Raw genomic sequence first — 26,047 nt, forward strand, 5'->3', positions numbered from 1 at the left:
GTGAATACCGGCCAAAGCAAACCGCTTTAGCCTGTATGGCTGATGCCGTTAAGGCAGCATTCTGGCTCTGAACATTACTTCCTTCATTTGGCGGACAGCTTCAGGCAGGCCGAGGAAGAGTGCTTGGGAAATCAGCGAATGCCCGATGTTCAACTCGCGGATGGCGAGAATTTGAGCAATCGGCGTAACGTTGTGAATGGTCAGGCCGTGTCCGGCGTTGACGATCAAGCCCAAATCGCTGGCGTAATGCGCACCGTTTTGAATGCGCTCGAATTGTTTCATCTGCTCGGCGTGGCCGTGTGCATCGGCATACGCACCGGTATGCAACTCGATAACGGGCGCGCCGACATCATAAGCGGCTTGGATTTGCGCGTTGTCGGCATCGATAAACAAGGACACGCGGATGCCTGCATCGGTCAGGATTTTAGTGAACTCTGCCACTTTATCCTGTTGCGCCAATACGTCCAAACCGCCTTCTGTAGTCACTTCTTGACGTTTTTCAGGCACGAGGCACACGTCTTCCGGCATGACGTTGAGCGCGTTTTCCAGCATTTCTTCCGTCAGCGCCATTTCCAAATTCAAACGCGTGCGGATAGCGTTTTTAACGGCAAATACATCCGCATCTTTAATATGGCGGCGGTCTTCACGCAAGTGCATGGTAATTAAATCTGCGCCGTGGGTTTCCGCAATCAGCGCCGCTTCGACAGGGCTGGGATAAATCGTACCGCGCGCATTGCGGACGGTGGCAATATGGTCGATGTTTACGCCTAACAACATAATAATGTCCTTTCTTTAAAGTTTCAGACGGCCTGAGCCTGCTCATATCAAAGGCCGTCTGAAAAATTCAACTGCCTAAACCAAATTGCTGCAATTGCTGCAAAACCTGCCGAGACTTGATGCCCTCGGGCAGAAGGTTGTCAATCAAAAGCCGCGTTACTTTCAAAGCCTGCCCCAGACTTTCCTGATGAACGAAGCTGCCTTCCCTCAAATCGATTAACGTCGCACCCGATACGGCAACGCCTTTATTGAGCGCGTGAAAGCGGTCGGCCTCGGCCAAGGGTACCACAGCCTCTTCCGGCGTGAGCCAATACGTTTCTTCGCCGTTGATTTCATTGCCGTTGCCGTCATGGAACAAATCGGGGGCAAAGCCCAAGCGTGTCAGCAGCGTCCATTCAAAACGGCGCAAAGCGGCAATGTGGTTGGCCTCGCAGCAAATGGTTTTCATGGTTTCCGCCAAAACATCGTAAAGCTCGGGCAACGGGTCTTCGCGGACGGTCAACTTCAGCATCAACTCGTTCACATACAATCCGCTGAACAAAGCCCTGCCCTGCGGCTGCGGCCAACCGCCTATCCATTCGGCGCGATGCAGGGTCTTCAACTCTTGCGAACCATACCAAGACGCGCTCACCGGCACAAACGGCACCAACACGCCGCGCAACTCGCTCTGCCGTTTGCGTGCGCTTCTGGCCAACAAAGCTACACGTCCATAACGGCGGCTGAAGGCCTCCACCCACAAGCTGCTCTCGCGCCAAGGGGCGGAAGCAAGCAGAAAGACAGGTTCGTAGTTGATGCGGTTCGGTTGCGCCATAAGGGTTTGGAAAGATAAAGATTGTGTCGATTATAACGGAAAATCGACACAAAAGGCCGTCTGAAAGGCCTGCTTCTGTAAACAACGCCTGAAAACCTTTATAATCCGTTTTCAATAATTTTCCGATTTTGTTGACTTTATGCCGAAATTCCAGCTCAAATCCACGCTTTCCATACTTTCTCTCGCCCTGTTATCCGCCTGCTCCTTGGTGAAATACCAACCCATTGCCGGTATTGATGCAGTCGATTTGAAGCAAGGCTACCGCTTTGAAACCAGCAAACTCCAGCGCGAAGACGATGACGATACCTTGATTGTCGTCATGTTTTCAGGCGGAGGAACGCGTGCGGCGGCCTTGGGTTACGGCGTTTTAGAACAGCTCAACCAACAGCAGGTAACCATCGGTGGCAAAAGAAAATCCTTGCTGGCCAACGTCGATGTCGTTGTCGGCGTATCCGGCGGATCAGTTTTAGCCGCCTATTTCGCATTAAAAGGCGAAGAAACCATCCCATTGTTTTACAAGCGTTTCCTGCATCAAAACTTCCAACGCCAAGTCATCAAACAAGCCTTTTCTATGTCCAACCTGCCCCGCCTCGCCTCCCCCGAGTACGGGCGCGGAGATTTGTTGCAGGAGCAGTTTGAAAACTATCTTTTCGGCAAAGCCACTTTCCGCGATTTGGAAAAACACGGCAAAGGCCCGTTTGCCATCATTTCTGCCACCGATATGGGCATAGGCGAACGCTTCAACTTCACGCAGGAATACTTCGATCCGATGTGTATCGACTTGGGCAACCTCCGCATCGCCCGCGCCGTTGCCGCATCCAGCTCCGTCCCCATGGTCTTTGCACCGATCACCCTAAACAACAACGGCGGACGCTGCAACTACACGCCGCCGATTAAAATCGAAGACGTAGACGACAGTGAAACAGGCAGACAACAAAGCCGCACTATAAAAGAGTTTTACGAGCGATTCCAAAAATACGCAGACGGGAAAAACCGCCCCTACATCCACCTGATAGACGGCGGCCTGACCGACAATCTGGGCATGCGCAGCCTTTTGGATATGACGGAAATGTACCCGGAAAAAATCCTGACAAACAAAATCCTGCAAAACAACATCCGCCATATCGTCGTCATCAACGTCAATGCGCAAAACCAAGTCAGCAGCAATTTGGACAAAACCGCGGCCGTTCCCGGTTTCCGCGACGTCGTCTCCTCCATCGTCAATATCCCCATCGACCAAAACTCGCAAGAATCCCTGCGCCGTTTCCGCGCCTTCGTCGATCAGTGGAATAAAGACAAACAGACCGACGGCATCAGCTTCTCCTTCGTCAGCCTTAACCTCAAAGACCTCTCTCCTTCCGAGTTGAGGGAAAAAGTATTGAACATTCCGACCAGTTTTTATCTGCCGCCGGAAGACGTGGACAATCTGCGTACCGCCGCAGCCGAACTGATGAAGCAATCGCTGGACTACCGCAACCTGCTGACAGAATTTGCAGCACACCACAATCCCGATGCCATCTTTGCCGAACCGCCGCCGGACGCTAAAGATTTCAAACCGTTAAACGAAAAAGAAACACAGAAACAATCTGTTCCATAAAGTATTGCTCTGTTAAAATAGACAAATAGATTTCAACCCCTTCAGACGGCCTCAGAGATAAAGGCCGTCTGAAACAAAATATCAAAAACAGAATACAACCATGACCGAAAAAACCAAGCCTATCGTTACCGATATCGACCGCCCCATCCTCGTTCCGCCTGGCGGCCATAAAAAAGTCCTGCTGCATTCCTGCTGCGCCCCGTGCAGCGGCGAAGTAATGGAAGCCCTGCTTGCCAGCGGCATCGACTACACCATTTATTTTTACAACCCCAATATCCATCCGCACAAAGAATATATGCTGCGCAAAGAAGAAAACATGCGCTTTGCGGATAAATTCGGCATTCCCTTCATCGACAAAGACGACGACTACGAAAACGACCGCAAAGAATGGTTCGCCAAAGCCAAAGGCATGGAATTCGAACCCGAACGCGGTATCCGCTGCACCATGTGTTTCGATATGCGTTTTGAAAAAGCAGCCCAATACGCCCATGAAAATGGCTTCCACGTGTTCACCAGCTCATTAGGCATTTCACGCTGGAAAGACATGAAACAGATCAACGGCTGCGGCCATCGCGCTGCCGAGCCCTACGATGACTTGGTTTATTGGGATTTCAACTGGCGCAAAGGCGGCGGCAGCGCACGCATGATTGAAATCAGCAAACGCGAACATTTCTACCAACAAGAATACTGCGGATGCGCCTATTCCCTGCGCGACTCCAATGCCCACCGCAAATCGCAAGGCCGCATCCCCATCAAGCTGGGCGTGTTGTATTACGGTGATGAATCCACTCAATACGAGCCTCAAGCCGAAAACAAAATCATCGTTGAGAAATAAAAATCAAAGGCCGTCTGAAACCTTCAGACGGCCTTTATTCAAATCAGCCGATTAACGGCGACGGAATTTGCCGTGATCAAAATCATCAAATGCCTGATAAGCGGCTTGGCATTGAATTTTTTGCTCGGCATAAGGCAAACCGCGGAACGCTTTTGCCGCTTTGCGGTTTTCCCTCAACTCAGCCTTATTGTCCTTGTAGCGATACCAAGCAGCACGGCGCTCAAGGTATTGCTTGCAGGCAGGATGCAATTTATTTTTCTTCGCATACTGGTGTTTGCTCGCTTGATGGACGTGCGGTTTGGCCGCCGCTTCGGCAGAATAAGCACCCAAGCTCAATACGGCAACCGCCACCAGTGCGGAACCTAAATTTTTCAACATTAACATGATTCGCCTCCTAAATAGTTTTTCCATTATATGTTTCGCCAGGGCACCGGCAAAACGCCCATTTTTTACATGACAAAAAATGTGGTTAATTACTACATCATACTACTTGCTTTGCAAAATTTAACACACCTTCCATTTAGACGAAATCTGAATATAAATCTCTTTATTTCATAAGCCTCTAGAAAAATTTTGAACAAATGTGATGCAAACACAAAATAATGCCTGACCGCCACAAACCCACATAAAACCTAGCCTGAACTATTCCCCTCTTTAATCAACCCCCGAAAAAAGCGCATTGTCAAGTCTAGTTAAACAAAGAAAAATACATTATATTGTGCCGTTCAAAGCAATCAAATACCGTATCTTGTGTTTTTTAATGGGAAGACTGAATAATGAATGCAGCAACGAATATTAAAGTAACCAAACGCGACGGACGCTTGGAAGATATCGATTTAGACAAAATCCACCGTGTTGTTACTTGGGCGGCGGAAGGCTTACAAAACGTCTCCGTATCGCAAGTCGAGCTCAAATCACATATTCAGTTTTACAACGGTATCCGTACCGACGATATTCATGAGACCATCATCAAGGCCGCAGCCGACCTGATCTCACAAGACACGCCCGATTATCAATATCTGGCCGCCCGCCTCGCCATTTTCCACCTGCGCAAAATCGCTTACGGTGAGTTCGAACCGCCTCACCTCTACGATCATGTTAAAAAACTGACCGAAGCAGGCAAATACGACCGCCACATCATCGAAGATTACAGCCGCGAAGAATTCGACGAGCTGAATGCCTATATCGACCACAGCCGCGACATGACCTTCTCTTATGCTGCCGTGAAGCAGCTCGAAGGCAAATATCTGGTTCAAAACCGCGTGACCCGCCAAATTTATGAAACGCCTCAGTTCTTATACATTTTGGTGGCCATGTGTCTCTTCAGCAAATATCCGAAAGAGACCCGTTTGGATTACGTCAAACGCTTTTATGACGCCGTTTCCACATTCAAAGTATCGCTGCCTACGCCTATCATGAGCGGCGTGCGTACGCCTACCCGTCAATTCTCAAGCTGCGTGTTGATTGAATGCGACGACAGCCTCGACTCCATCAACGCGACCACCAGCGCGATTGTGAAATACGTTTCCCAACGAGCAGGCATCGGCATCAACGCCGGCCGTATCCGCGGCTTGGGCAGCGAAATCCGCGGCGGCGAAGCACAACACACCGGCTGTATCCCATTCTTCAAAATGTTCCAAGCAGCCGTTAAGTCCTGCTCGCAAGGCGGCGTACGCGGCGGCGCGGCAACCTTGTTCTACCCATTGTGGCACATCGAAGCCGAAAGCTTGTTGGTATTGAAAAACAACCGTGGCGTAGAAGACAACCGTATCCGCCAACTGGACTACGGCGTGCAAATCAACCGCCTGCTGTACACCCGTTTGATTAAAGGCGGCAACATTACCCTGTTCTCGCCGAATGAAGTTCCGGGTTTATATGATGCCTTCTTCGCCGACCAAGACGAATTCGAGCGCCTCTACACTCAATACGAGCAAGACCCAAACATCCGCAAACGCACTTTGCCGGCAACAGAATTGTTCTCCACCCTGATGCAGGAACGCGCCGGTACCGGTCGTATCTACATCCAAAACGTTGACCACTGCAACACGCATAGCCCGTTTGATCCACGCGTTGCGCCTGTTCATCAGTCCAACTTGTGCATGGAAATCGCCCTGCCGACCAAACCTTTGGACAACATCAACGATCCGAACGGCGAAATTGCCTTGTGTACCTTGTCCGCCTTCAATTTGGGTGCATTGAACAACTTGGACGAACTGGAAGAGCTTGCCGATTTGACCGTACGCGCACTTGATGCCCTACTGGATTATCAAGACTATCCGGTTGCAGCCGCACGCACCGCAACCATGAACCGCCGCACACTCGGCATCGGCGTCATCAACTACGCCTACTATCTGGCGAAAAACGGCGTACGTTACAGCGACGACTCAGCCCTCGGCCTTACCCACCGTACCTTTGAAGCCATGCAGTATTACCTGCTCAAAGCATCGGTGAACCTTGCCAAAGAATACGGCGCATGCCCGCTCTTCAACCAAACCGTTTATTCGCAAGGCAAACTGCCTATCGATACCTACAAAAAAGACTTGGATGCCGTGTGCAGCGAGCCTTTGCACTACGACTGGGAAAGCCTGCGAGCCGACATCGTCAAATACGGCCTGCGCAACTCTACCCTGACCGCACTCATGCCGTCTGAAACCAGCTCGCAAATTGCCAATGCCACCAACGGCATCGAGCCGCCACGCGGATTGGTAACGGTCAAAGCATCGAAAGACGGTATTTTGAAACAAGTCGTACCAGAATTTGAAACCCTGAAAGATGCCTACGAAACCCTGTGGCAGCTTCCCGGCAACGAAGGCTACCTGAAACTTGTCGGCGTAATGCAAAAATTCGTCGATCAATCGATTTCTGCCAATACCGCCTACGACCCGAACAAATTTGAAGGCAGCAAAGTTTCCATGAAACAAATGCTGAAAGACCTACTTACCGCCTATAAATACGGCGTCAAAACCCTGTACTACCACAACACCCGCGACGGTGCGGACGATACTCAAGCCGATATTCAAGATGACGGCTGTGCTGGTGGGGCTTGTAAGATTTGATAAAGAAGGAGTTCAGACGGCCTTTTGCATTTAAACTGCCGTCTGAACATAAGAAGTTTTCTAAAAAATGAAAATAGCTTGATACACGCCAATGTATCAAGCTATTGAAAGATTTTTAACGTACGCCAATACGTTAAAAATTTCTTTAGGTCATTCATGAGAAACCTAAAGACCTAACTCAATCGTATGATTTCATTAGATTTATTGCTAGAATTCGAATGATACTGCGATTTTAAGGTTAGTACAAGCTAATTCTCGTGAGCTCAATATAAGTGTTTATTTTTTGTAGAGTTTAGTTTTCTACATAAAAAATACACTTTGTGTTTTACGAAGGGAGCTTGAATGCGCGGGAAAACTGTTCCTGTAAGAGCTTATCGTCGTTTCCGTAATGGCAACTTCGAACATGTTCGCAAGCATTTTCGCCGACCACCATTACGGTAATCGGTTATAATAACCAGCTCGCAGTTTTTACTGCGGGCTTTTTTTATTTAAAGGATTTCTACAATGTCATGCGAACATTTAACTATGTCCTACAGCACCTTTTCCAAGACCAAAAACGACGCGCTGAAAGAGCCGATGTTTTTTGGTCAGCCGGTAAATGTCGCCCGTTATGACCAGCAGAAATACGAAGTATTTGAAAAACTGATTGAAAAACAATTATCTTTCTTCTGGCGGCCGGAAGAAATCGACGTGTCGCGCGACCGTATTGACTACGCCAATCTGCCCGAACACGAAAAACATATTTTCATCAGCAATCTGAAATACCAAACCTTACTCGATTCGATCCAAGGCCGCAGTCCGAATGTTGCGTTCTTGCCTTTAGTGTCTATTCCCGAGCTTGAAACTTGGATTGAAACATGGAGCTTCAGCGAAACCATCCACTCGCGCAGCTACACTCATATCATCCGCAATATCGTGAATGATCCGTCAGTCGTGTTCGATGATATTGTGCAAAACAAATACATCATCGCCCGTGCAGAAGACATTGCCTGCTATTACGATGATTTGATTGAATATACCCAATATTACAATCTGTTGGGCGAAGGTTCGCACAATGTCCGCGGCAAGCTCGTTACCGTGTCTTTGCGTGAGTTGAAGAAAAAGCTCTATCTCTGCCTGATGTGCGTCAATGTATTGGAAGCCATCCGTTTCTACGTTTCATTCGCCTGCTCTTTCGCCTTTGCCGAGCGTGAATTGATGGAAGGCAACGCTAAAATCATCAAGCTGATTGCCCGCGACGAAGCCCTGCACCTGACCAGCACCCAGCATATGCTCAACCTGATGCGTGCCGGTGCCGATGATCCTGAAATGGCTGAAATTGCAAATGAATTGCAGGACGAGTGTTTCAACCTCTTCAAAAAAGCAGCCGAGCAGGAAAAAGAATGGGCGGCCTATCTGTTTAAAGACGGTTCCATGATTGGTCTGAACAAGGAAATTCTGGCTCAATACGTTGAATACATTACCAATCTGCGTATGCAGGCAGTTGGCCTTCCTGCCGGATTTGAAGGTGCGACCCAAAACCCGATTCCTTGGATTAACGCGTGGCTGTCTTCTGACAATGTACAGGTTGCGCCGCAAGAAGTGGAAATTTCCTCTTACCTGATTGGTCAGATTGATTCGGAAGTCAATGCCGACGATTTGGGCGATTTCGAGCTGTAATCGAACATTCGGTTTTATGATCAAGGCCGTCTGAACGGTGTGGCAGAAATCTTTGATTTCGTCTTTACACCGTTTCAGACGGCCTTTCCAATCCAAACAAATCATATGGCACTCATCAGCACACACGACAAAACCTTCCAACTCCAACAAGGCGAAACCTTATTGGAGGGCTTGGAGCGCACTGGACACGAGGTTGAATACCAATGTCGCAGCGGCTATTGCGGTTCATGCCGGGTCAAAATCTTGGATGGGAAAGTCTCTTATGATAATTTTCCGCTCGCTTTTGTCGCGCCCGGAGAAATTTTGCCGTGCTGCTGCCGGGTTACTGAAGACATCAAACTTGATTGTCGGGAGCGCATCAAAGAGCCGGATTTATTTGATGTCGATTTATTTGAAGACAAATAAAAAATGCCGTCTGAACATTATGGCCGAAATCTTTGATTTCATTTCCACCGTTCAGACGGCATTTTGTTTAAGCAACCTTATTTACGTTCGCCAACCGGCAAAACAGTACGGCCGAAAGATTCGTTGATGACCTCTGCCGCTGCCAAGTAGAACGCACCAAGTGCAGTTACCAAGCCTAAGCAACCGCCGATATGGACGATGCTATGATTTTCCATGCCATCGCCAATACCCAAAGCAAAAAAAGTCAGTGTCAAGAAAAAGAAAATACCGCTCAATACTTTAGGCTTGGTCAAGGTAGCCACAAACATCATCAGTGAAAACATACCCCATGCACAAAGATACCAGCCGATAAATGCCGGGGCTGTTTCACCTTTAAAAAAGATGGTAAACAAAGCCCATGTCCACCAGAAGGCGCCATAGCTGATAAAAGCGGTAAAGCCAAACGTATTGCCTTTCTTGAACTCAAACATACCGGCAATAACTTGGGCGATACCACCAAAGGCGAGAGCCATGCCCAAAACTAAGCCGACACCCTCTTGAGCAGTAAAAAAGCCGCCGTTAATCAGACTGAGCAACCAAGTTGTCAATGCAAAGCCACACAGGCCTACTGGACCTGGGTTCGCCAGGTTTTCTTTAGTAGTAGTCATTTTATTTCTCCTCTGGTTATTAAAATAGGAAACCCATTGTTACCTATTTTATTTAAAATTAAAAGAAATAAATTTAAAAAAATCAGGCCGTCTGAAAAATATTTTTCAGACGGCCTTGAATATTAATAATTAAACTATCCCAAAATTGCCAAGATTTTCCTCAATTCGTTGGCATCAATTTGTCCGGGGGCCGACGTTTTTCCTGCTGCACCAAAGGTTACGGCTGAGCCGAAAGCCGAGCCGGCCAGACGACTGATCGCACCGATTTTATTCATAGACATAGTAATAATCGGGCAGTTTATACTTTGTGAAACATCATATGTTGCCTGTAATAAGGTCAATACATCTTGCGGCGATTGTGGCATCACGGCAATTTTGCAGATATCCGCGCCCCACTCGGCCATTTTTTTCAGACGGCCTGTAATGTCTGCCAAAGACGGCGTGGCTTGGAAATCGTGATTACAAAGTAAGGCGGCAGTTTGATGCGAATGCGCCAGTGCAATGGTTTGTTTTACGCCGCTTTCCTCGGCAAAAAGCTCGATGTCGATCATATCAGCTTGTTTGGAACGGATGATTTTTTCCAATAATTCAAAATAGTAGTCATCTGAACAAGGCGTATTACCGCCCTCTTGCGCCCTTCTAAACGTAAACAGTAAGGGCTTATCAGGAAAAGCCTGTCGGACAATGCCTAATTGCTCGGCAATAAAATCGGCATCAAGCGCAGCTTGAAAAAAATCCGCACGAAATTCAATAATGTCAAAAGCCGTCTCTTTCAATACGCGTAAAGCCTGCTCCAATTCCTGCGTATTGGCGGCCACCAGAGGCACGGCAATTTTAGGCAGGCCCTTGCCGATCTCGATATTTTTGATGATGACAGGTTTCATATTGTTCCTTTTTGCTGTTCAAACCAATCAGTGCAGATGCTCGTAAATGGTTTCCGCCAATGCTTTACTGATGCCTTCCACTTTTTCTAAATCCTCGCGACTGGCGGCAATCACGCCGCGTAAACCGCCGAACCGGGTAAGCAATGCTTGGCGGCGTTTACTGCCGATACCGGGGATTTCGCTGAGTGAGGAAGTAACGCGTGCTTTGTCGCGTTTTTTACGGTGGCCTGTAATCGCAAAGCGGTGCGATTCATCGCGTACGGTTTGTAATAAATGCAAGGCCGGGCTGTTGGGTGGCAGGCGGAAGACTTCGCCGGTAAAAGGCAGTATGAGTTCTTCCATACCGGCTTTGCGCTCGGGGCCTTTGGCGATACCGACCAAAGGTATGTGCAGCCCAAGTTCTTCCCATACCGATACGGCTACGCCGATTTGCCCTTTGCCGCCGTCAATCAACACGACATCCGGCCATTTGACGCTTTCGCCGTTGGCTTCGGCTTCCTGCATTTTGCCGTAACGGCGCGTCAACACTTCGCGCATAGCGGCATAGTCGTCGCCGGGCTTGGCGGTCGTGATGTTGTAGCGGCGGTATTGCGAAGGCTGGATGTTTTGTTCATCATACACAACACAGGACGCAATAGTGGCCTCGCCTTGCGTGTGGCTGATATCGAAACATTCAAGGCGGTTGAGGCCGTCTGAATCCATGCCGAGTATTTTGGCCAGTTCATCAATACGGTGTTGCTGGCTGCTTTGTTGCAGGCGGCGTTGTGCAATCGCCATTTGTGCATTTTGTTCCGCCATCTTCAGCCAGACCTTGCGTTCGCCTATGGTCTTGGTGACAAATTGCATCTGCTTGCCGTGTTCGCCTTCCAAGGCCTCTTTCAGCGCATCGGGAACGGGAAAGTTGCTGATGATGATGTCGGGTTTGCTTTTGCCCAGATAATGTTGGGCGACAAAGGCTTCGGCGTAATCTTGTCCGTTTGGTTCGGGATCGTTTTTGGTGTCGGGGAAAAAGCTTTTATCGCCGACATGCCGTCCGCCGCGGATGCTGACCCAGTGTACACAGACTAGGCCGTCTGAAACCGCCAACGCAAGTAAATCGATATCGTTAGGGTTGTTCGGATTTTTGCTGTCGATAAACTGATTACTCTGCATGATACCAAGCGCTTGAATTTGGTCGCGATAACGGGCAGCTTCTTCAAATTGCAGATTCGCGGCGGCGGTTTGCATTTTGTGTTGCAAGGTACGCGTCAGTTCGTCGGTTTTGCCATTGAGGAAAGTTGCTGCTTCACGCACGCTGTCGCGATAATCTTCTTCGCTAATGTGGCCGACACAAGGCGCGGTGCAGCGTTTGATTTGGTAAAGCAGACAAGGACGGTCGCGGTGCTCGAATACACTGTCTTCGCAGGTACGCAGCATAAAGACTTTTTGCAACACTTGAATGCTGTCGCGCACGGCGTTGCTGTTGGGATACGGGCCGAAATATTGATTAGGCTTTTTCAGCGTGCCACGGTAATACGCCATTTGCGGATATTGATGGCCGCTGAGCATCAAATAAGGATAGCTTTTGTCATCGCGGAAAAGAATATTGTATTTCGGCGACAAGGCTTTGATGAAATTGTTTTCGAGAATCAGCGCTTCGGCTTCGGAACGCGTGATGGTGGTTTCGATGTGGTGAGCCTGTTTTACCATCAATGCGATGCGCGGCGAATGGTCGTTTTTTTGGAAATAGCTGGAAACGCGCCGCTTGAGATTGACCGCTTTGCCGACATACAAAACATTATTGTCTTCGTCAAAAAAACGGTACACGCCCGGCAGATTGGGCAGATTTTTCAGAAAAAGAGGTAAATCGAACGGTTCGGTTGCGCTCACGGGATTTTCTTTTGGAATAAGCAGGCCGTCTGAAAACTTTTCAGACGGCCTTTTTCATTGACGTTTAAGATTCTTGAGACGGAGTATCTTCAGCTTCTACCACTTGGTTTTCAGCTGCATCGCTTTCTAAAGCGGCTTCATCTTCAGCCTCTTCAGCCACGCGTTCCAAGCTGACTAAGGTTTCGCCTTCATCCAAATTAATCAGGCGCACGCCTGCGGCAGCACGACCGGTCTCACGGATTTGCTCAACTTTGGTACGAATCAGGACACCGCCGCTGGTAATCAGCATCAGGTCGTCGGTTTCGCTGACCAAAGTGGCGGCAACCAAATCGCCGTTGCGCTCGCCGGTATTGATGGCGATATTGCCTTGTCCACCTTTGTTTTTACGGCTGTAATCGGCAATCGGGGTACGTTTGCCATAGCCGTTGGCGGTAGCAGTCAATACTTGCAAGTCGCTTTGCTCGGCTTCAGGGGCGAAGGTAATCAGGCTGACAATCTTGCCATCGGCCGGCAGACGCATACCGCGCAAACCGCCGCTGCCACGACCGGACGGACGGACACCGTGTTTGCCGCTTGGCAATGCGTTTTCGGCATTTTCATCATCCAGGCCGTCTGAATCTTCGTTTTCGGTTTCAATATCGGCATCTTCTGCTTCATCGTTACCGGATTTTTCCCAATATTCGTTAAAGCGGATGGCTTTGCCCAAGTTGGAGAACAACATAATGTCGTCCGCACCGCCGGTTTGCGCTGCGCCGACCAAGTAATCGCCTTCTTTAAGCGCGATGGCTTTAATGCCTTGGCTGCGGACGTTTTTAAACGCAGACAACTGGACTTTTTTCACCATGCCTTGTGCAGTGGCGAAGAAAACGTATTGGTCTTCCGGGAACTCGCGGACGGCCAAAATCGCGCTGACTTTTTCGCCCTCTTCCAATTGGATAACGTTGTTAATCGGACGACCACGGCTGTTGCGGCCGCCTTCCGGCAGTTTGTACACTTTAATCCAATGGCACTTGCCCAAATTGGTAAAGCACATCAAATAATCATGCGTATTGGCAACAAACAGGGTTTCGATAAAGTCTTCGTCTTTGGTTGCCGCTGCCTGCTTACCGCGGCCGCCGCGACGCTGCGCCTGATAATCGGTTGTCGGCTGGGTTTTGATGTAGCCGCCATGAGTCAGGGTAACGACCATTTCGCGTTGCGGAATCAGGTCTTCATCGGCAATGTCGCCGCCAAACGGATTGATTTCGCTGCGACGCTCGTCACCGAAGTTGGCTTTAATATCTGCCAATTCTTCGCGGATGATTTGGGTAACGCGCTCTGGTTTGGAAAGAATATCCACGAAATCAATGATTTTGCTCATCAGATTTTTATATTCGCCGACAATTTCTTCCTGATCGAGACCAGTCAGGTTGCGCAAGCTCATGCGCAGGATGGCATCAGCTTGCAATTCGCTCAGGTAATAGCCTTGACTGTGCAGACCCAAATTTTCAGGCAAGCCTTCAGGACGCATCATTTGCAGGTCCAAATCCGTACGGCTGAGCATATCTTCAACCAAGCTGCTGCGCCATGGGCGGGACAGCAATTTTTCTTTGGCTTCCGGCGCATTGGCAGATTCTTTGATCAGACGGATGATTTCGTCGATATTGGACAAGGCCACCGCTTTACCTTCGGCAATATGGCCTTCATGACGCGCTTTTTTCAGGCGGAACAAAGTACGGCGGGTAACGACTTCGCGACGGTGGCGCAGGAATTCTGACAGGATTTGTTTCAGGTTCAGCAAACGCGGCTGGCCGTCAACCAAGGCCACCATGTTGATACCGAAGCTGTCTTGCAGCTGGGTCAGTTTGTAGAGTTGGTTCAAAACGACTTCGGCATTTTCATTGCGTTTCAATTCGATTACGACACGCATACCGGATTTGTCGGACTCGTCGCGCAGGTCGGATACGCCTTCCAGCGTTTTTTCGCGTACCAATTCGCCGATTTTCTCAACCAGCTTGGCTTTGTTTACTTGATATGGGATTTCATCGATTACAATGGCTTCGCGCTCGCCGTTTTTACCGATAGGCTCGATATGGGTTTTACCGCGCATGACCACGCGGCCGCGGCCGGTTTTATAGCCTTCGCGCACGCCACTCAAGCCGTAAATAGTCGCACCGGTCGGGAAATCGGGCGCTTGGATGATGTTAATCAGTTCGTCGATTTCTGTTTCAGGCTCGTCCAACAAGCGCAGGCAGGCATTGATGGTATCGCCCAAATTGTGCGGCGGGATATTGGTTGCCATACCGACGGCAATACCGGACGAACCGTTTACCAACAGCGCAGGAAAACGGGTTGGCAATACCAGCGGCTCATGTTCGCTGCCGTCATAGTTGGGGCCGAAATTGACGGTTTCTTCTTCAATATCCGCCAACATTTCATGGGAAATTTTTTCCATGCGGATTTCGGTATAACGCATGGCTGCCGCGGCCAATCCGTCAACGGAACCAAAGTTACCCTGACCGTCGATCAGTACATAACGCATGGAAAAATCTTGCGCCATGCGGACGATGGTATCGTAAACGGCTATATCGCCATGAGGGTGGTATTTACCGATAACGTCGCCGACGATACGCGCTGATTTTTTATAGGCGGAATTCCAGTTGTTTTTCAACTCGTGCATCGCGTACAACACGCGGCGGTGTACCGGCTTGAGACCGTCGCGGACATCCGGCAGGGCTCGACCCACAATCACGCTCATGGCGTAATCGAGGTAGCTCTTGCGCATTTCGTCTTCAAGGCTGACAGGCAGGGTTTCAAGTGCAAATTTATGGTCGTTGCGGATGGTTGCGTCGGTCATGATTATCTGTAATTTCGTATGGCAAAAATCTTGTTGATTCTACCACAAAACAAGCGGTTTATGGCTTTTGCGTGAAGGCCGTCTGAAACAGGATTTCAGACGGCCTTCATTATTTAATAAATTCAATTTAGTTGCAGCCAGAATCTTCGTTCGCAGCCTGCAGACTCAACTCTTTGCGCTTTTTAGCCCTTTCATAACGGCAACGTTGGCGCGGTGTATTGATTTCCAAAGGCGGTACAGGAACCGGCTTACCGTCTTCAACGGCAACCATGGTGAAGTAGCAGCTGTTGGTATGACGCACTTTGCCGGTGTGGATGTTTTGCGCCTCAACCCGAATACCGACTTCCATAGAAGTGCGGCCTGTGTAGTTGATACTGGCGTAAAAGGTTACCAGTTCGCCGACATGAATAGGCTCTTTAAACAATACTTTATCAACAGACAGAGTAACGCAATAGGTACCGCTGTAACGGCAGGCACAGGAATATGCTACTTGGTCGAGCAGGCGCAGAAGATCGCCGCCGTGAACATTGCCGCTGAAGTTTGCCGTATAAGGCATCATCAGCTCGGACATAATCAGTTCATGGGAAGGTAGTTGGCGTTCCGGTTTCATCGTTTATTCTCCTTTTGATATTTATTTTAAAATTGTCTGAAAACTTCAGACTGCACGTGTGTAAAATCATTCTACCGTTTTTAATCGTTGAATTTCAACCCATTGCCTTCCTGTTTACAGCCATTTTCTACGCGAAAAGAAAATCAGCAGTCCGATAATAATGCACAGCATCACACCCAAAACCATGAAATAGCCGTAATGCCAATGCAGCTCGGGCATATTGTCGAAGTTCATGCCGTAGATGCCGGTGATGACGGTCAGCGGCATAAAGATGATGGTGATAACCGTCAACACGCGCATTTGCTGGTTCATGCGGTTGGATTGGAAGGAAAGGTAAATGTCCATCATGCTCAACACCATATCACGCGAGGCATCAAGCGATTCGATAAGTTGCATATTGTGGTCGTACACGTCGCGCAGATAGACGGTCGACTCGCCTTTGAAAATGGCAAAATCGCCGCGCACGGCCAGTTGATAGAACACATCGCGCAATGGTAAAAGCGTGCGTCGCAGACGGACGGCATCTCGCTTGAGGCGGTGAATCTTACTGAGAATATCGCTGTTTTCATTTTTAAACAGGGACTTGTCTATGACTTCGACGCGGTTGTTGTATGACTCCAAAACAATGAAATAGTCGTCCACAATACGGTCAAGCAGGCAATAAGCAAGAAACGCCGTATTTTTGTTCAAAATATTGTGCGGATTTTCGTGCATCTGCCGACGGAGATGGCTGAACAAGCCCAACGGTTTTTGTTGGAAAGACAACACAAAATCTTTGCCGATAATCACATACACTTGGTCAGAATGGAGTTTGCCCGTAGAGGTATAGTGGTATACCTGTGCGGCAGTAAATACATAGTTGCCGTAGTCTTCGATTTTCGGACGCTGCTTGCGGCTGAGAATATCTTCAATCACCAGCTCATGAATACCATAAGGTTCAAGCGCGTGTTTGAGCAAGACGACATCATTAATACCGACAAAATGCAGCCAGTTGATTTGACCTTCTTGCGGATGGGCAATATCGGGCAAATTTTTTCCGGCAAGATAATCATGCTGAACAAAGGTATCGGCGGAATACAAGGTTTGATGGATAGCAGAACGCGGCGCATTGTCGGTATTGCTGCGCTGCATGGTTTGGTCTTGCAGATTGTCGGTTGTCTCAACTGGATTGGCTGGTTTGCTCATAAAAATAAATCATGTTTTTTAGTTAGAATGAATTGTACAGACAGAAAAGGCCGTCTGAAAACAAATTTTCAGACGGCCTGACAATATCGATCAACGCTTTATGCTTTATTAGGCTTGAGGCGCGGTTTTCTCCAATTCCAATGCGGCAGCAAGCAAGGACAGGCGCGCCATTACGCCGTAAACGTAGAGGCGGTTGTGTTCATTGTCGACGTCGCAGTCTTTTTCAGAACGTGGCATGCCGAGCGAGTCCCATTGTTCAAATACGCGCTTGCAGGCTTCGGGCGCTTCTTGGGAATTGTCGCCGCTGCCGGTGGGGATGCTGTTGGACAGCGGGACGAATACCATGCCGCCGGCGTTGAGGTTTTCGTCTGCACCACGGCCTTCGTGTACACGGAAGAAACCGCCGATAACGAAACGGTCCATCATATAAACGACAGGTTCACACACGGCGCCGTTCATGGTTTCGTAGGTATAAATACCTTCTTGGACAATGACTTCGCTAACTTCTAAACCCTCTTTGACTTTCGCCATTTTGTTGCGGTTTTTACGGTTCAAGCCGCGCACTTCATCCGCAGATTTAACGCTCATCACGCCCATGCCATAAGTACCTGCATCGGCTTTCACAATAACGAAAGGCTGGTCGGTAATGCCCAATTCATCGTATTTGGCTTGAATTTTCGCCAATACGCGCTCTACTGCGCCTGCCAACGCATCCTCGCCTTCACGCTCTTGGAAATCTAAACCGCTGATTTTTTCAAAATAAGGATTGATTTGCCATTCGTCGATGTCAATCAACTTGGCAAAGTCGGCAGCAACTTGGTTGTACGCGCCGAAATGTTCGGTTTTACGGCGAGTCGTCCAGCCGCCGTGCAATGGAGGCAATACGGTTTGACTGATGTCCTTAAGGATTTCAGGAACACCCGCAGACAAGTCGTTATTCAACAAAACAACGCAAGGCGAGAAACCGTCTGCGAGATGTACACGCTCACGGGTACGCAATAAAGGTTCAAGCAAAATTTTGTCGCCTAATGCGGTTTCAAACTCGGTTGGCTCAGTCACTTCAGGATTCAAGCTGCCCAAGCGCACTTCGTATCCTGCCGAACGCAAAATCTCGCTGAGGGCGTAAACGTTTTGCAGATAGAATGTGTTGCGCGTGTGGTTTTCAGGAATAATCAATACGGATTTTGCCGTTTCACAGGCGCGCTGTACCGCATCTTGCGCGGCAACCGCCGCCAGCGGGATAAAGTTGGGATTCAAATTATTGAAGCCGCCCGGAAACAGGTTCATATCGATAGATGAAATTTTGTAACCGGCATTACGGATGTCAACTGAACCATAAAATGGCGGACGGTGTTCGTTCCAATGCGAACGGAACCATGCTTCGATTTTGGCATGATTGGCAAGGACTTTTTTCTCAAATTTCCGTAATTGAGTCAGATGCTCAGGAGCCATTACCGGTAATTTCATTTTCTATACCTCTTGGTAAGTGTGGATGTTGAGTGAGAATGATAGAACTTTTTAGTACATTTCGACAAGCATTCTTTCAGATAAGATGAATCTTTTTGTCAACAATTCTACAATTTGTCTAATTTTTGACAAGTGTTTTTGAAACTTTACAACAAATTTTAAAAATTGGACAAATTCCTATTGCGCAGCCCCTATAAAAAGCCTAAAATCCGCCCATAAACGCAAACCATCATTCATACCTACCAATAGCAAAGAATACTCATCATGAGCGCACAAACCCTTTACGATAAACTTTGGAACAGCCACGTCGTCCGCGAAGAAGAAGACGGCACTGTCCTGCTTTACATCGACCGCCACCTGGTTCACGAAGTAACCAGCCCGCAAGCATTTGAAGGCTTGAAAATGGCCGGCCGCAAACTCTGGCGTATCGACAGCGTGGTCTCCACAGCCGACCACAACACTCCGACCGGCGACTGGGACAAAGGTATCCAAGACCCGATTTCCAAGCTGCAAGTCGATACTTTGGACAAAAACATTAAAGAGTTTGGCGCACTCGCCTACTTTCCGTTTATGGATAAAGGCCAAGGCATTGTACACGTTATGGGTCCGGAACAAGGCGCTACCCTGCCCGGCATGACCGTTGTCTGCGGCGACTCGCACACTTCTACCCACGGCGCATTCGGCGCATTGGCGCACGGTATCGGCACTTCCGAAGTCGAACACACCATGGCAACCCAGTGTATTACCGCGAAAAAATCCAAATCCATGCTGATTTCCGTTGAGGGCCGTCTGAAACCCGGTGTTACCGCAAAAGACGTAGCGCTTTATATCATCGGCCAAATCGGTACGGCAGGCGGTACAGGCTATGCCATCGAGTTTGGCGGCGAAGCCATCCGCAGCCTTTCTATGGAAGGCCGCATGACCTTGTGCAATATGGCGATCGAAGCCGGTGCGCGTTCAGGCATGGTTGCCGTCGACCAAACCACCATCGACTATGTAAAAGGCAAACCTTTCGCACCTAAAGGAGAAGCATGGGATAAAGCCGTCGAATACTGGCGCACGCTGGTGTCTGACGAAGGCGCAGTATTCGATAAAGAATACCACTTCAAAGCCGAAGACATCGAGCCTCAAGTAACTTGGGGCACATCGCCTGAAATGGTTTTGGACATCAGCGGCAAAGTGCCTAATCCTGCCGAAGAAGCCGATCCGGTCAAACGCAGTGGCATGGAACGCGCCCTCGAATACATGGGCTTGGAAGCCGGTACACCATTAAACGAAATCCCTGTCGATATCGTCTTTATCGGTTCTTGCACCAACAGCCGTATCGAAGACTTGCGCGAAGCCGCCGCCATCGCCAAAGGCCGTAAAAAAGCGGACAATGTACAACGCGTATTGATTGTTCCAGGCTCCGGTTTGGTGAAAGAACAGGCCGAAAAAGAAGGCTTGCACGAAGTATTTATCGAAGCCGGTTTCGAATGGCGCGAGCCGGGTTGCTCTATGTGCCTCGCCATGAATGCCGACCGCCTGACCCCGGGACAACGTTGCGCCTCCACTTCCAACCGTAACTTTGAAGGCCGTCAAGGCAACGGCGGACGTACCCACCTCGTCAGCCCTGCCATGGCAGCCGCAGCCGCAGTTACCGGCCACTTTACCGACATCCGCACTATGGCTTAAAGTATTTTCAGACGGCCTTTATTGATCAGGCCGTCTGAAACAATACCTTGCTCAAGTAAGTTTTCCTATTGTATTGCGAAAAACGTCTGAAAACCTTCTTAATCATTGATAACTTGAAAGGAATCTAGTATGAAAAAACTGTTTGCATTAGCTGCCGCAGCCCTCATCCTGTCAGCTTGTTCCAGCACTTGGTCCGGCGCAAAAGACGATACCAACCGCAATTGGGACAAAACCAAAGAAACTGCAGAACGTGTAGCCGACAAAACCAAAGAAACCGCTGAACGCGTAGCCGATAAAACTGAAGAAGCCGTTAAAAAAGGCGGCAATGCAGTAGGCCGCGGCATGAGCCATGTTGGAGAAAAAATCGAAGCCGCTACTGAATAATTCGGTAAATCAGGCCGTCTGAAGCTCCTGACTCCGTTTCAGACGGTCTGATACATTATTAATTTTTCAGACATTTTCACGATTCCAAGCAAAGGAAGAAACAATGAGTAATCCGTCAAGCTGGTTTGGTATTCACGCTCATGATTTGGATCGCGCCAAAGCCTTTTACGAATCCGTATTCGGCAAGCCCCTACAAGACGTTGGCGGCAACGGATTCCGTTTCATCATTTTTCCAGCCGATTACACGCAACACGGTACGGCCGGCATGATTTGGCACGACAGCAATGCCCAACCCGGTCACGGCGGTACAACCATTTTCTTTAATTGCCCAGATTGCGCCGAAACAGCAGAAAAAGCCGTTGCAGCAGGCGGCAAACTGTTACAAGAGAAATTCCGCATTGCCAACGGCTTTGCAGCATTTATCGAAGACACAGAAGGCAACCGAATCGGTTTGCACAGCACATGCTAACCCGAATAGCCATAAAATTTCCCATTATTACTATAAGAATCTGACATGAAAGCCTTTACCAAAATTACCGCCATCGTTGCCCCGCTCGACCGCAGCAACGTCGATACCGACGCCATCATCCCCAAACAATTTTTGAAATCCATCAAACGCAGCGGCTTCGGCCCCAATGCCTTTGATGAATGGCGCTACCTCGACCACGGCGAACCTGGCATGGACAACAGCAAACGCCCGTTAAATCCGGATTTCTCTCTGAACCAGCCACGCTATCAAGGCGCGCAAATCCTGCTCACACGCAAAAACTTCGGTTGCGGCTCTTCACGCGAACACGCCCCTTGGGCATTGGACGACTACGGCTTCCGCGCCGTCATCGCCCCCAGCTTCGCCGACATCTTCTTCAACAACTGCTACAAAAACGGCCTTTTGCCTATCGTTTTGACAGAAGAACAGGTTGACCAGCTTTTCAAAGAAGTTGAAGCCAACGAAGGCTATCAGCTCTCCATCGACCTTGCCGAGCAAACCCTGACTACCCCTAGCGGCGAAACATTCACATTCGACATTACCGAACACCGCAAACACTGCCTCTTAAACGGCTTGGACGAAATCGGCCTGACCCTGCAACACGCTGACGAAATTCACGCCTTTGAAGAAAAATGCCGCCAAAGCCAGCCTTGGCTGTTTAACGGTTGACATACAAAAGGCCGTCTGAAAAATTTAAGTGTTTCAGACGGCCTTTAATCTACACAAATATACCATGATTACCGACACCATAAGCAATGCCACCCGCTACGCTGCCTTGCATCCCGACTTTGCCGAGGCCTTCCATCTGTTGCAGACCTTGGATTTTTCCAAGCTGCCGGACGGCCAAGTGCCGTGCGAGAATCCCAATATCCGTATTTTTATCGGCAGCGAGCCGATGAGGACTAAAGGCGAAGCCCAGCCTGAAGCACACTTAAAACACATTGATATTCAAACGCCGATTGATGGCAGCGAAACATATGGCTGGATAGACAGAGGCCGTCTGAAAAACGGTTTAGGCTACAACGAAAAGCGCGATATCGAATTTTTCGACTGTGAACCGGAAACCTGGCTGACCTTGGAGCCCGGCGAATTTGCGCTATTTTTCCCGAATGATGCGCATGCCCCATTGGTCGGCGACAGGGCGAACATACGCAAAGTTGTTTTTAAAATCCGTGTTGAAACCGAACGTCTATAATATTTCAGACGGCCTTATCCCCTTATTCAGGACACAATATGTCTTTTTTCAGCAGGTTGTTCCGCTCCAAACCTAAATTAATGACTTGGCAGGAATTTGTCGAATACTTTGCCCGTCGTATCCAAGAAGAATTGGATCTTGAGGCAAAAATTGACTGGGGCGAAAACATTGCTTCTTCGCCGATCATTGTCCAGTTCTCCGAAGACGATGAAGCATCGTTCAGCACATATTTGAGCAACCATTACACAAGTTATCTGCAAAATCCCGAGGCCTTGGAGGCTATTGTTGCTGCCAATTTAGCGGTTATCGATAAGCTTCAAGACGCTGATGCCAGTGTTTCGGCACAACAAATTCTTCCGACGATTAAAAATACGATTTATCTGGAAAACGCCAGACTAATTACAAATACGGACGAAGCCGAACCTGCCGATTACCTGGCATACAAACCGATTGCGGGCGATATCATGGTGCTTTATATGGTGGATACGGAAGAATCCATGCATACGCTCAATCGTGAGCATATGAAAGAGGCCGGTATTGAAGATGAAGACGCCTTGTATCGTACCGCCATGGATAATTTGCGCCAACGGATGAATGGACATGTCCAAATTCATCATGCCGAAGGTTGGTCATTGGCTCAAATCCATTTGGACAACGACTATGATGCTTCCCTGATTTTGCTTTTGGACGAAGTACTTAAAGACGATCCTATGCTGCCGGCCAACCCTGTTTTTGCAGTCCCGGCACGCAATGCCCTGCTCGTTTGCAGCCCATCTGATGAAGAAGCTTTGCAGGCGATGGCGAATATCGCCCTGCAGGCATTTGAAGAATCTGCCTACGCGATTTCTACCCAGCTTTACCAGTACCATAATGGTACAATCAGCGTTTTCAGAGCAAATTGATTTAAGGCCGTCTGAAAAACTGACGGCCTGCCCTTTACCTAAAACCTTCCCATAAGGAAACCCGAAATGACCAAACATATCGCTATCTTGCGCGGCGACGGCATCGGCCCTGAAATCGTTGCAGAAACCGTCCGTGTACTCGACAAACTTATCGAACAAGGTTTGGATGTCAGCTACGAATACGCACCTTTGGGCGGCGAAGCCTATGACGAATACGGCCATCCTTATCCAGAATTCACGCAAAACCTTTGCCGTAAAGCCGATGCGGTCTTGCTTGGTGCAGTCGGTTCTCCTCAATACGACAATCTCGACCGCCCGCTGCGCCCTGAGCGCGGCTTGTTGGCCATCCGTAAAGACTTGAATCTGTTTGCCAATTTGCGCCCTGCCATTTTGTATAAAGAGCTGGCCAATGCTTCCACTCTGAAACCGGAAATCGTAGCCGGCCTCGACATCCTTATCGTACGCGAACTGACCGGCGATATTTACTTTGGCGAACCGCGCGGCATCCGTGTTTTGGAAAACGGCGAACGCGAAGGCTACAACACCATGAAATACAGCGAAAGTGAAATCCGCCGTATTGCCCACGTTGCCTTCCAATCCGCCCAAAAACGCAGCAAAAAAGTCTGCTCCGTAGGCAAAGCCAACGTTTTGGAAACCACCGAACTGTGGCGCGAAATCTTTGAAGAAATCGGCAAAGAATACCCTGATGTCGAGCTTTCCCATATGTACGTTGATAACGCAGCCATGCAGTTAGTACGCGCACCTAAACAGTTTGACGTGATTGCCACCGGCAACATCTTCGGCGATATCCTCTCCGACGAAGCTTCCATGCTGACTGGCTCTATCGGTATGCTGCCTTCCGCTTCTTTGGACGAAAACGGCAAAGGCCTGTACGAACCGTCTCACGGCTCTGCTCCTGACATTGCCGGTCAAAACAAAGCCAATCCGCTGGCGACCGTATTATCTCTTGCCATGTTGTTGCGTTACAGCCTGAACGACGAAGCACGCGCTCAACAAGTTGAAAACGCTGTACAAAAAGTACTGCAACAAGGCTTGCGTACCGGCGACATTTACGAAGAAGGTACTAAACTGGTTTCCTGCTCCGAAATGGGCGATGCCGTATTGGCCGCTTTGTAAGAGGCCGTCTGAAAAAAGCGTGGGATCAATCCCGCGCTTTTTTATATGCGAAAACTTTAAACCATAAAAAAGGGCGTGTCTTCACACGCCCTTATGTCTTTTCAGACGGCCTTAAGATTGAAGCAATCAACCTCTTTTGTGTTTGCCGCCAAAGCCATCGTTAGACTTACGTTTACCTTTAAAGCCTTCGCCGCCTTTTTTGAAACCGTCAGACTTCTTGAAACCGTCTTTCTTAAAGCCATCTTTTTTGAAACCGTCTTTTTTATGACCTTCGCCGCGTGATTTGCCGCCGAAGCCTTCTTTAGCCGGTTTCTTATCGCCGCGCCAGCCGCCGGATTTACGATCGCCCCAGCCGCCTTTGCCTTTTGGTTTGCCGCCGGCAGATTTGCGTTTGCGTGTCGGCTCCATGCCTTCGATGGTCAGCTCAGGCAATTTACGGCCGATGTATTTTTCAATTTTGTGTACTTTGACGTATTCGTTCACTTCGGCAAAAGTAATCGCAATACCGGTACGGCCAGCGCGGCCGGTACGGCCGATGCGGTGAACGTAGTCTTCAGCCTGTTTCGGCAAGTCGTAGTTGATAACGTGGGTAATGGTCGGTACGTCGATACCGCGTGCGGCAACGTCGGTGGCAACCAAAATTTTGCAGCGGCCTTTACGCAAGTCCATCAGCGTACGGTTACGCCAGCCTTGCGGCATATCGCCGTGCAGACAGTTGGCGGCGAAACCTTTTTCGTACAATTCATCCGCGATGACTTCGGTCATAGCTTTGGTGGACGTAAAAATCACGCATTGGTCAATATTGGCATCGCGCAAGATGTGGTCGAGCAGGCGGTTTTTATGGCGCATATCGTCGCAGTACAACAGCTGCTCTTCGATTTTGCCTTGATCATCCACACGCTCAACTTCGATGGTTTCAGGGTCTTTGGTTAGTTTGCGCGCCAGTTTGCCCACTGCGCCGTCCCAAGTGGCGGAAAACAACAAAGTCTGACGGTCGCTAGGCGTCGCTTCAACGATGGTTTCGATATCATCGATAAAGCCCATGTCCAACATACGGTCGGCTTCGTCCAGAATCAGCACTTCCAAACGTTCAAAATCAACTTTGCCACTTTGCATCAAGTCCATCAGACGGCCCGGAGTGGCGACAATCAGGTCAACCGGTTTGCTCAGGGCACGGGTTTGGTAGCCGAAAGATGCACCGCCGACAATGCTGACAGTACGGAACCAACGCATATTTTTAGCATACGCCAGCGCGTTTTTTTCCACCTGAGCCGCCAGTTCGCGGGTTGGGGTCAATACCAAAGCGCGCGGGCCTTTGCCCGGTTTTTCGCTGCGCTTGGTCAGTTTTTGCAAGGTAGGCAGCAGGAAGGCTGCGGTTTTGCCTGAACCGGTTTGTGCCGAAGCCATGATGTCGCGGCCGTCCAAAGCAAACGGAATCGCTTGCGCCTGAATCGGGGTCGGGCTTTCATAACCCTCGCTGCGTACGGCAGACAAAATGTTTTTATCAAGGTTCAAATCGGCAAATTTAATAGACATATCTATCCTAAGAGACAACAACGCGCACGCCTGAACAATTTCAGACGACCTGAAGCAAAGGAAAGTAACGATACGGGAAATGTGAAGTTACAGG

At 49.1% G+C, this 26,047-nt stretch carries 23 protein-coding genes; 12 read left to right on the plus strand and 11 right to left on the minus strand.

Annotated features, from left to right (window positions below; translation table 11 throughout):
* Positions 1-48: 48 nt before the first annotated feature.
* Together pdxJ and recO are read right to left on the minus strand one after the other, a co-directional pair.
* Positions 49-777: a pyridoxine 5'-phosphate synthase gene (gene pdxJ, locus ACTHTY_RS05435; protein WP_004520366.1), complete on the minus strand. Its 729-nt coding sequence runs from the start codon at positions 775-777 to the stop codon at positions 49-51.
* Between the two features lie 67 nt (positions 778-844).
* Positions 845-1,588, minus strand: a complete 744-nt coding sequence (recO, locus tag ACTHTY_RS05440) for a DNA repair protein RecO (RefSeq protein WP_440366702.1) — start codon at positions 1,586-1,588, stop codon at positions 845-847.
* 139 nt (positions 1,589-1,727) lie between these two features.
* Between recO and ACTHTY_RS05445 the strand changes: the two genes are divergently transcribed.
* Together ACTHTY_RS05445 and ACTHTY_RS05450 are read left to right on the plus strand one after the other, a co-directional pair.
* A complete protein-coding gene (locus tag ACTHTY_RS05445) occupies positions 1,728-3,185 on the plus strand; it encodes a patatin-like phospholipase family protein (protein WP_440366703.1) in 1,458 nt (485 codons plus the stop codon).
* A 100-nt stretch (positions 3,186-3,285) separates the two neighbouring features.
* Entirely contained in the window at positions 3,286-4,020 is a 735-nt protein-coding gene (locus ACTHTY_RS05450) for an epoxyqueuosine reductase QueH (protein ID WP_070849989.1), read from the plus strand.
* Between the two features lie 51 nt (positions 4,021-4,071).
* Here ACTHTY_RS05450 and ACTHTY_RS05455 read toward each other — a convergent pair whose 3' ends face one another.
* On the minus strand, positions 4,072-4,404 hold the full coding sequence (locus ACTHTY_RS05455; RefSeq protein WP_440366704.1) for a stress response protein: 333 nt from the start codon (positions 4,402-4,404) through the stop codon (positions 4,072-4,074).
* A gap of 392 nt (positions 4,405-4,796) precedes the next feature.
* Between ACTHTY_RS05455 and nrdA the strand changes: the two genes are divergently transcribed.
* The 3 genes from nrdA (at position 4,797) to yfaE (ending at position 9,140) form a co-directional block, all read left to right on the plus strand.
* On the plus strand, positions 4,797-7,076 hold the full coding sequence (gene nrdA, locus ACTHTY_RS05460) for a class 1a ribonucleoside-diphosphate reductase subunit alpha (protein ID WP_440366705.1): 2,280 nt from the start codon (positions 4,797-4,799) through the stop codon (positions 7,074-7,076).
* 525 nt (positions 7,077-7,601) lie between these two features.
* A complete protein-coding gene (gene nrdB, locus ACTHTY_RS05465) occupies positions 7,602-8,735 on the plus strand; it encodes a class Ia ribonucleoside-diphosphate reductase subunit beta (RefSeq protein WP_440366706.1) in 1,134 nt (377 codons plus the stop codon).
* A gap of 105 nt (positions 8,736-8,840) precedes the next feature.
* Positions 8,841-9,140, plus strand: a complete 300-nt coding sequence (gene yfaE, locus ACTHTY_RS05470; RefSeq protein ID WP_003686421.1) for a class I ribonucleotide reductase maintenance protein YfaE — start codon at positions 8,841-8,843, stop codon at positions 9,138-9,140.
* Positions 9,141-9,217: 77 nt separating this feature from the next.
* Here the strand turns inward: yfaE and ACTHTY_RS05475 are convergent, their stop codons facing one another.
* The 7 genes from ACTHTY_RS05475 to gshA all read right to left on the minus strand — a co-directional run bounded on the left by ACTHTY_RS05475 (position 9,218) and on the right by gshA (position 18,638).
* Positions 9,218-9,787, minus strand: coding sequence for an acetate uptake transporter (locus ACTHTY_RS05475; RefSeq protein ID WP_070711946.1), 570 nt, complete (start codon positions 9,785-9,787; stop codon positions 9,218-9,220).
* A 134-nt stretch (positions 9,788-9,921) separates the two neighbouring features.
* Complete coding sequence (aroD, locus tag ACTHTY_RS05480; protein ID WP_440366707.1) at positions 9,922-10,671, minus strand: type I 3-dehydroquinate dehydratase; 750 nt, start codon at positions 10,669-10,671, stop codon at positions 9,922-9,924.
* Between the two features lie 27 nt (positions 10,672-10,698).
* Complete coding sequence (gene uvrC / locus ACTHTY_RS05485; RefSeq protein ID WP_440366708.1) at positions 10,699-12,540, minus strand: excinuclease ABC subunit UvrC; 1,842 nt, start codon at positions 12,538-12,540, stop codon at positions 10,699-10,701.
* A 64-nt stretch (positions 12,541-12,604) separates the two neighbouring features.
* A complete protein-coding gene (gene gyrA, locus ACTHTY_RS05490; RefSeq protein WP_070504563.1) occupies positions 12,605-15,376 on the minus strand; it encodes a DNA gyrase subunit A in 2,772 nt (923 codons plus the stop codon).
* 127 nt (positions 15,377-15,503) lie between these two features.
* Positions 15,504-15,986 carry an acyl-CoA thioesterase gene (locus ACTHTY_RS05495; protein ID WP_036490948.1) on the minus strand — a complete coding sequence of 161 codons (483 nt, stop codon included), beginning with the start codon at positions 15,984-15,986 and terminating at the stop codon, positions 15,504-15,506.
* A 114-nt stretch (positions 15,987-16,100) separates the two neighbouring features.
* Positions 16,101-17,171 (minus strand): magnesium/cobalt transporter CorA, encoded by a 1,071-nt coding sequence (gene corA / locus ACTHTY_RS05500; protein ID WP_070504566.1) that lies wholly within the window; start codon positions 17,169-17,171, stop codon positions 16,101-16,103.
* 108 nt (positions 17,172-17,279) lie between these two features.
* Positions 17,280-18,638 carry a glutamate--cysteine ligase gene (gene gshA / locus ACTHTY_RS05505; RefSeq protein WP_070504569.1) on the minus strand — a complete coding sequence of 453 codons (1,359 nt, stop codon included), beginning with the start codon at positions 18,636-18,638 and terminating at the stop codon, positions 17,280-17,282.
* A 264-nt stretch (positions 18,639-18,902) separates the two neighbouring features.
* Between gshA and leuC the strand changes: the two genes are divergently transcribed.
* From leuC to leuB, 7 genes are all read left to right on the plus strand, one after another.
* A complete protein-coding gene (gene leuC / locus ACTHTY_RS05510; RefSeq protein WP_049343582.1) occupies positions 18,903-20,312 on the plus strand; it encodes a 3-isopropylmalate dehydratase large subunit in 1,410 nt (469 codons plus the stop codon).
* 129 nt (positions 20,313-20,441) lie between these two features.
* Positions 20,442-20,696, plus strand: a complete 255-nt coding sequence (locus ACTHTY_RS05515; protein ID WP_049331004.1) for a hypothetical protein — start codon at positions 20,442-20,444, stop codon at positions 20,694-20,696.
* A 103-nt stretch (positions 20,697-20,799) separates the two neighbouring features.
* Complete coding sequence (locus ACTHTY_RS05520) at positions 20,800-21,165, plus strand: VOC family protein (RefSeq protein WP_440366709.1); 366 nt, start codon at positions 20,800-20,802, stop codon at positions 21,163-21,165.
* A 45-nt stretch (positions 21,166-21,210) separates the two neighbouring features.
* Positions 21,211-21,852, plus strand: coding sequence for a 3-isopropylmalate dehydratase small subunit (gene leuD / locus ACTHTY_RS05525; RefSeq protein WP_308185469.1), 642 nt, complete (start codon positions 21,211-21,213; stop codon positions 21,850-21,852).
* A 64-nt stretch (positions 21,853-21,916) separates the two neighbouring features.
* Positions 21,917-22,378, plus strand: a complete 462-nt coding sequence (locus ACTHTY_RS05530) for a YhcH/YjgK/YiaL family protein (protein WP_440366710.1) — start codon at positions 21,917-21,919, stop codon at positions 22,376-22,378.
* A 38-nt stretch (positions 22,379-22,416) separates the two neighbouring features.
* A complete protein-coding gene (locus ACTHTY_RS05535; RefSeq protein WP_440366711.1) occupies positions 22,417-23,280 on the plus strand; it encodes a DUF1444 family protein in 864 nt (287 codons plus the stop codon).
* 66 nt (positions 23,281-23,346) lie between these two features.
* Positions 23,347-24,417: a 3-isopropylmalate dehydrogenase gene (gene leuB, locus ACTHTY_RS05540; RefSeq protein WP_004520344.1), complete on the plus strand. Its 1,071-nt coding sequence runs from the start codon at positions 23,347-23,349 to the stop codon at positions 24,415-24,417.
* Positions 24,418-24,543: 126 nt separating this feature from the next.
* Here the strand turns inward: leuB and ACTHTY_RS05545 are convergent, their stop codons facing one another.
* Entirely contained in the window at positions 24,544-25,953 is a 1,410-nt protein-coding gene (locus tag ACTHTY_RS05545; RefSeq protein ID WP_440366712.1) for a DEAD/DEAH box helicase, read from the minus strand.
* Positions 25,954-26,047: the final 94 nt, after the last annotated feature.

Origin of the sequence: Neisseria sp. P0019.S002 (assembly GCF_051957155.1) — a bacterium.
GTDB lineage: Bacteria > Pseudomonadota > Gammaproteobacteria > Burkholderiales > Neisseriaceae > Neisseria > Neisseria perflava.

What these genes read in the sequence shown, in the direction of transcription:
- pdxJ (WP_004520366.1), bottom strand. Translation starts at nt 777, where the DNA reads ATGTTGTTAGGCGTAAACATCGACCATATTGCCACCGTCCGCAATGCG.
- ACTHTY_RS05515 (WP_049331004.1), top strand. Translation starts at nt 20,442, where the DNA reads ATGAAAAAACTGTTTGCATTAGCTGCCGCAGCCCTCATCCTGTCAGCT.
- nrdB (WP_440366706.1), top strand. Translation starts at nt 7,602, where the DNA reads ATGTCCTACAGCACCTTTTCCAAGACCAAAAACGACGCGCTGAAAGAG.
- gshA (WP_070504569.1), bottom strand. Translation starts at nt 18,638, where the DNA reads ATGAAATTACCGGTAATGGCTCCTGAGCATCTGACTCAATTACGGAAA.
- leuC (WP_049343582.1), top strand. Translation starts at nt 18,903, where the DNA reads ATGAGCGCACAAACCCTTTACGATAAACTTTGGAACAGCCACGTCGTC.
- leuB (WP_004520344.1), top strand. Translation starts at nt 23,347, where the DNA reads ATGACCAAACATATCGCTATCTTGCGCGGCGACGGCATCGGCCCTGAA.
- ACTHTY_RS05535 (WP_440366711.1), top strand. Translation starts at nt 22,417, where the DNA reads ATGTCTTTTTTCAGCAGGTTGTTCCGCTCCAAACCTAAATTAATGACT.
- ACTHTY_RS05450 (WP_070849989.1), top strand. Translation starts at nt 3,286, where the DNA reads ATGACCGAAAAAACCAAGCCTATCGTTACCGATATCGACCGCCCCATC.
- leuD (WP_308185469.1), top strand. Translation starts at nt 21,211, where the DNA reads ATGAAAGCCTTTACCAAAATTACCGCCATCGTTGCCCCGCTCGACCGC.
- ACTHTY_RS05545 (WP_440366712.1), bottom strand. Translation starts at nt 25,953, where the DNA reads ATGTCTATTAAATTTGCCGATTTGAACCTTGATAAAAACATTTTGTCT.
- ACTHTY_RS05495 (WP_036490948.1), bottom strand. Translation starts at nt 15,986, where the DNA reads ATGAAACCGGAACGCCAACTACCTTCCCATGAACTGATTATGTCCGAG.
- ACTHTY_RS05520 (WP_440366709.1), top strand. Translation starts at nt 20,800, where the DNA reads ATGAGTAATCCGTCAAGCTGGTTTGGTATTCACGCTCATGATTTGGAT.
- ACTHTY_RS05530 (WP_440366710.1), top strand. Translation starts at nt 21,917, where the DNA reads ATGATTACCGACACCATAAGCAATGCCACCCGCTACGCTGCCTTGCAT.
- aroD (WP_440366707.1), bottom strand. Translation starts at nt 10,671, where the DNA reads ATGAAACCTGTCATCATCAAAAATATCGAGATCGGCAAGGGCCTGCCT.
- ACTHTY_RS05455 (WP_440366704.1), bottom strand. Translation starts at nt 4,404, where the DNA reads ATGTTAATGTTGAAAAATTTAGGTTCCGCACTGGTGGCGGTTGCCGTA.
- ACTHTY_RS05475 (WP_070711946.1), bottom strand. Translation starts at nt 9,787, where the DNA reads ATGACTACTACTAAAGAAAACCTGGCGAACCCAGGTCCAGTAGGCCTG.
- recO (WP_440366702.1), bottom strand. Translation starts at nt 1,588, where the DNA reads ATGGCGCAACCGAACCGCATCAACTACGAACCTGTCTTTCTGCTTGCT.
- corA (WP_070504566.1), bottom strand. Translation starts at nt 17,171, where the DNA reads ATGAGCAAACCAGCCAATCCAGTTGAGACAACCGACAATCTGCAAGAC.
- yfaE (WP_003686421.1), top strand. Translation starts at nt 8,841, where the DNA reads ATGGCACTCATCAGCACACACGACAAAACCTTCCAACTCCAACAAGGC.
- ACTHTY_RS05445 (WP_440366703.1), top strand. Translation starts at nt 1,728, where the DNA reads ATGCCGAAATTCCAGCTCAAATCCACGCTTTCCATACTTTCTCTCGCC.
- gyrA (WP_070504563.1), bottom strand. Translation starts at nt 15,376, where the DNA reads ATGACCGACGCAACCATCCGCAACGACCATAAATTTGCACTTGAAACC.
- nrdA (WP_440366705.1), top strand. Translation starts at nt 4,797, where the DNA reads ATGAATGCAGCAACGAATATTAAAGTAACCAAACGCGACGGACGCTTG.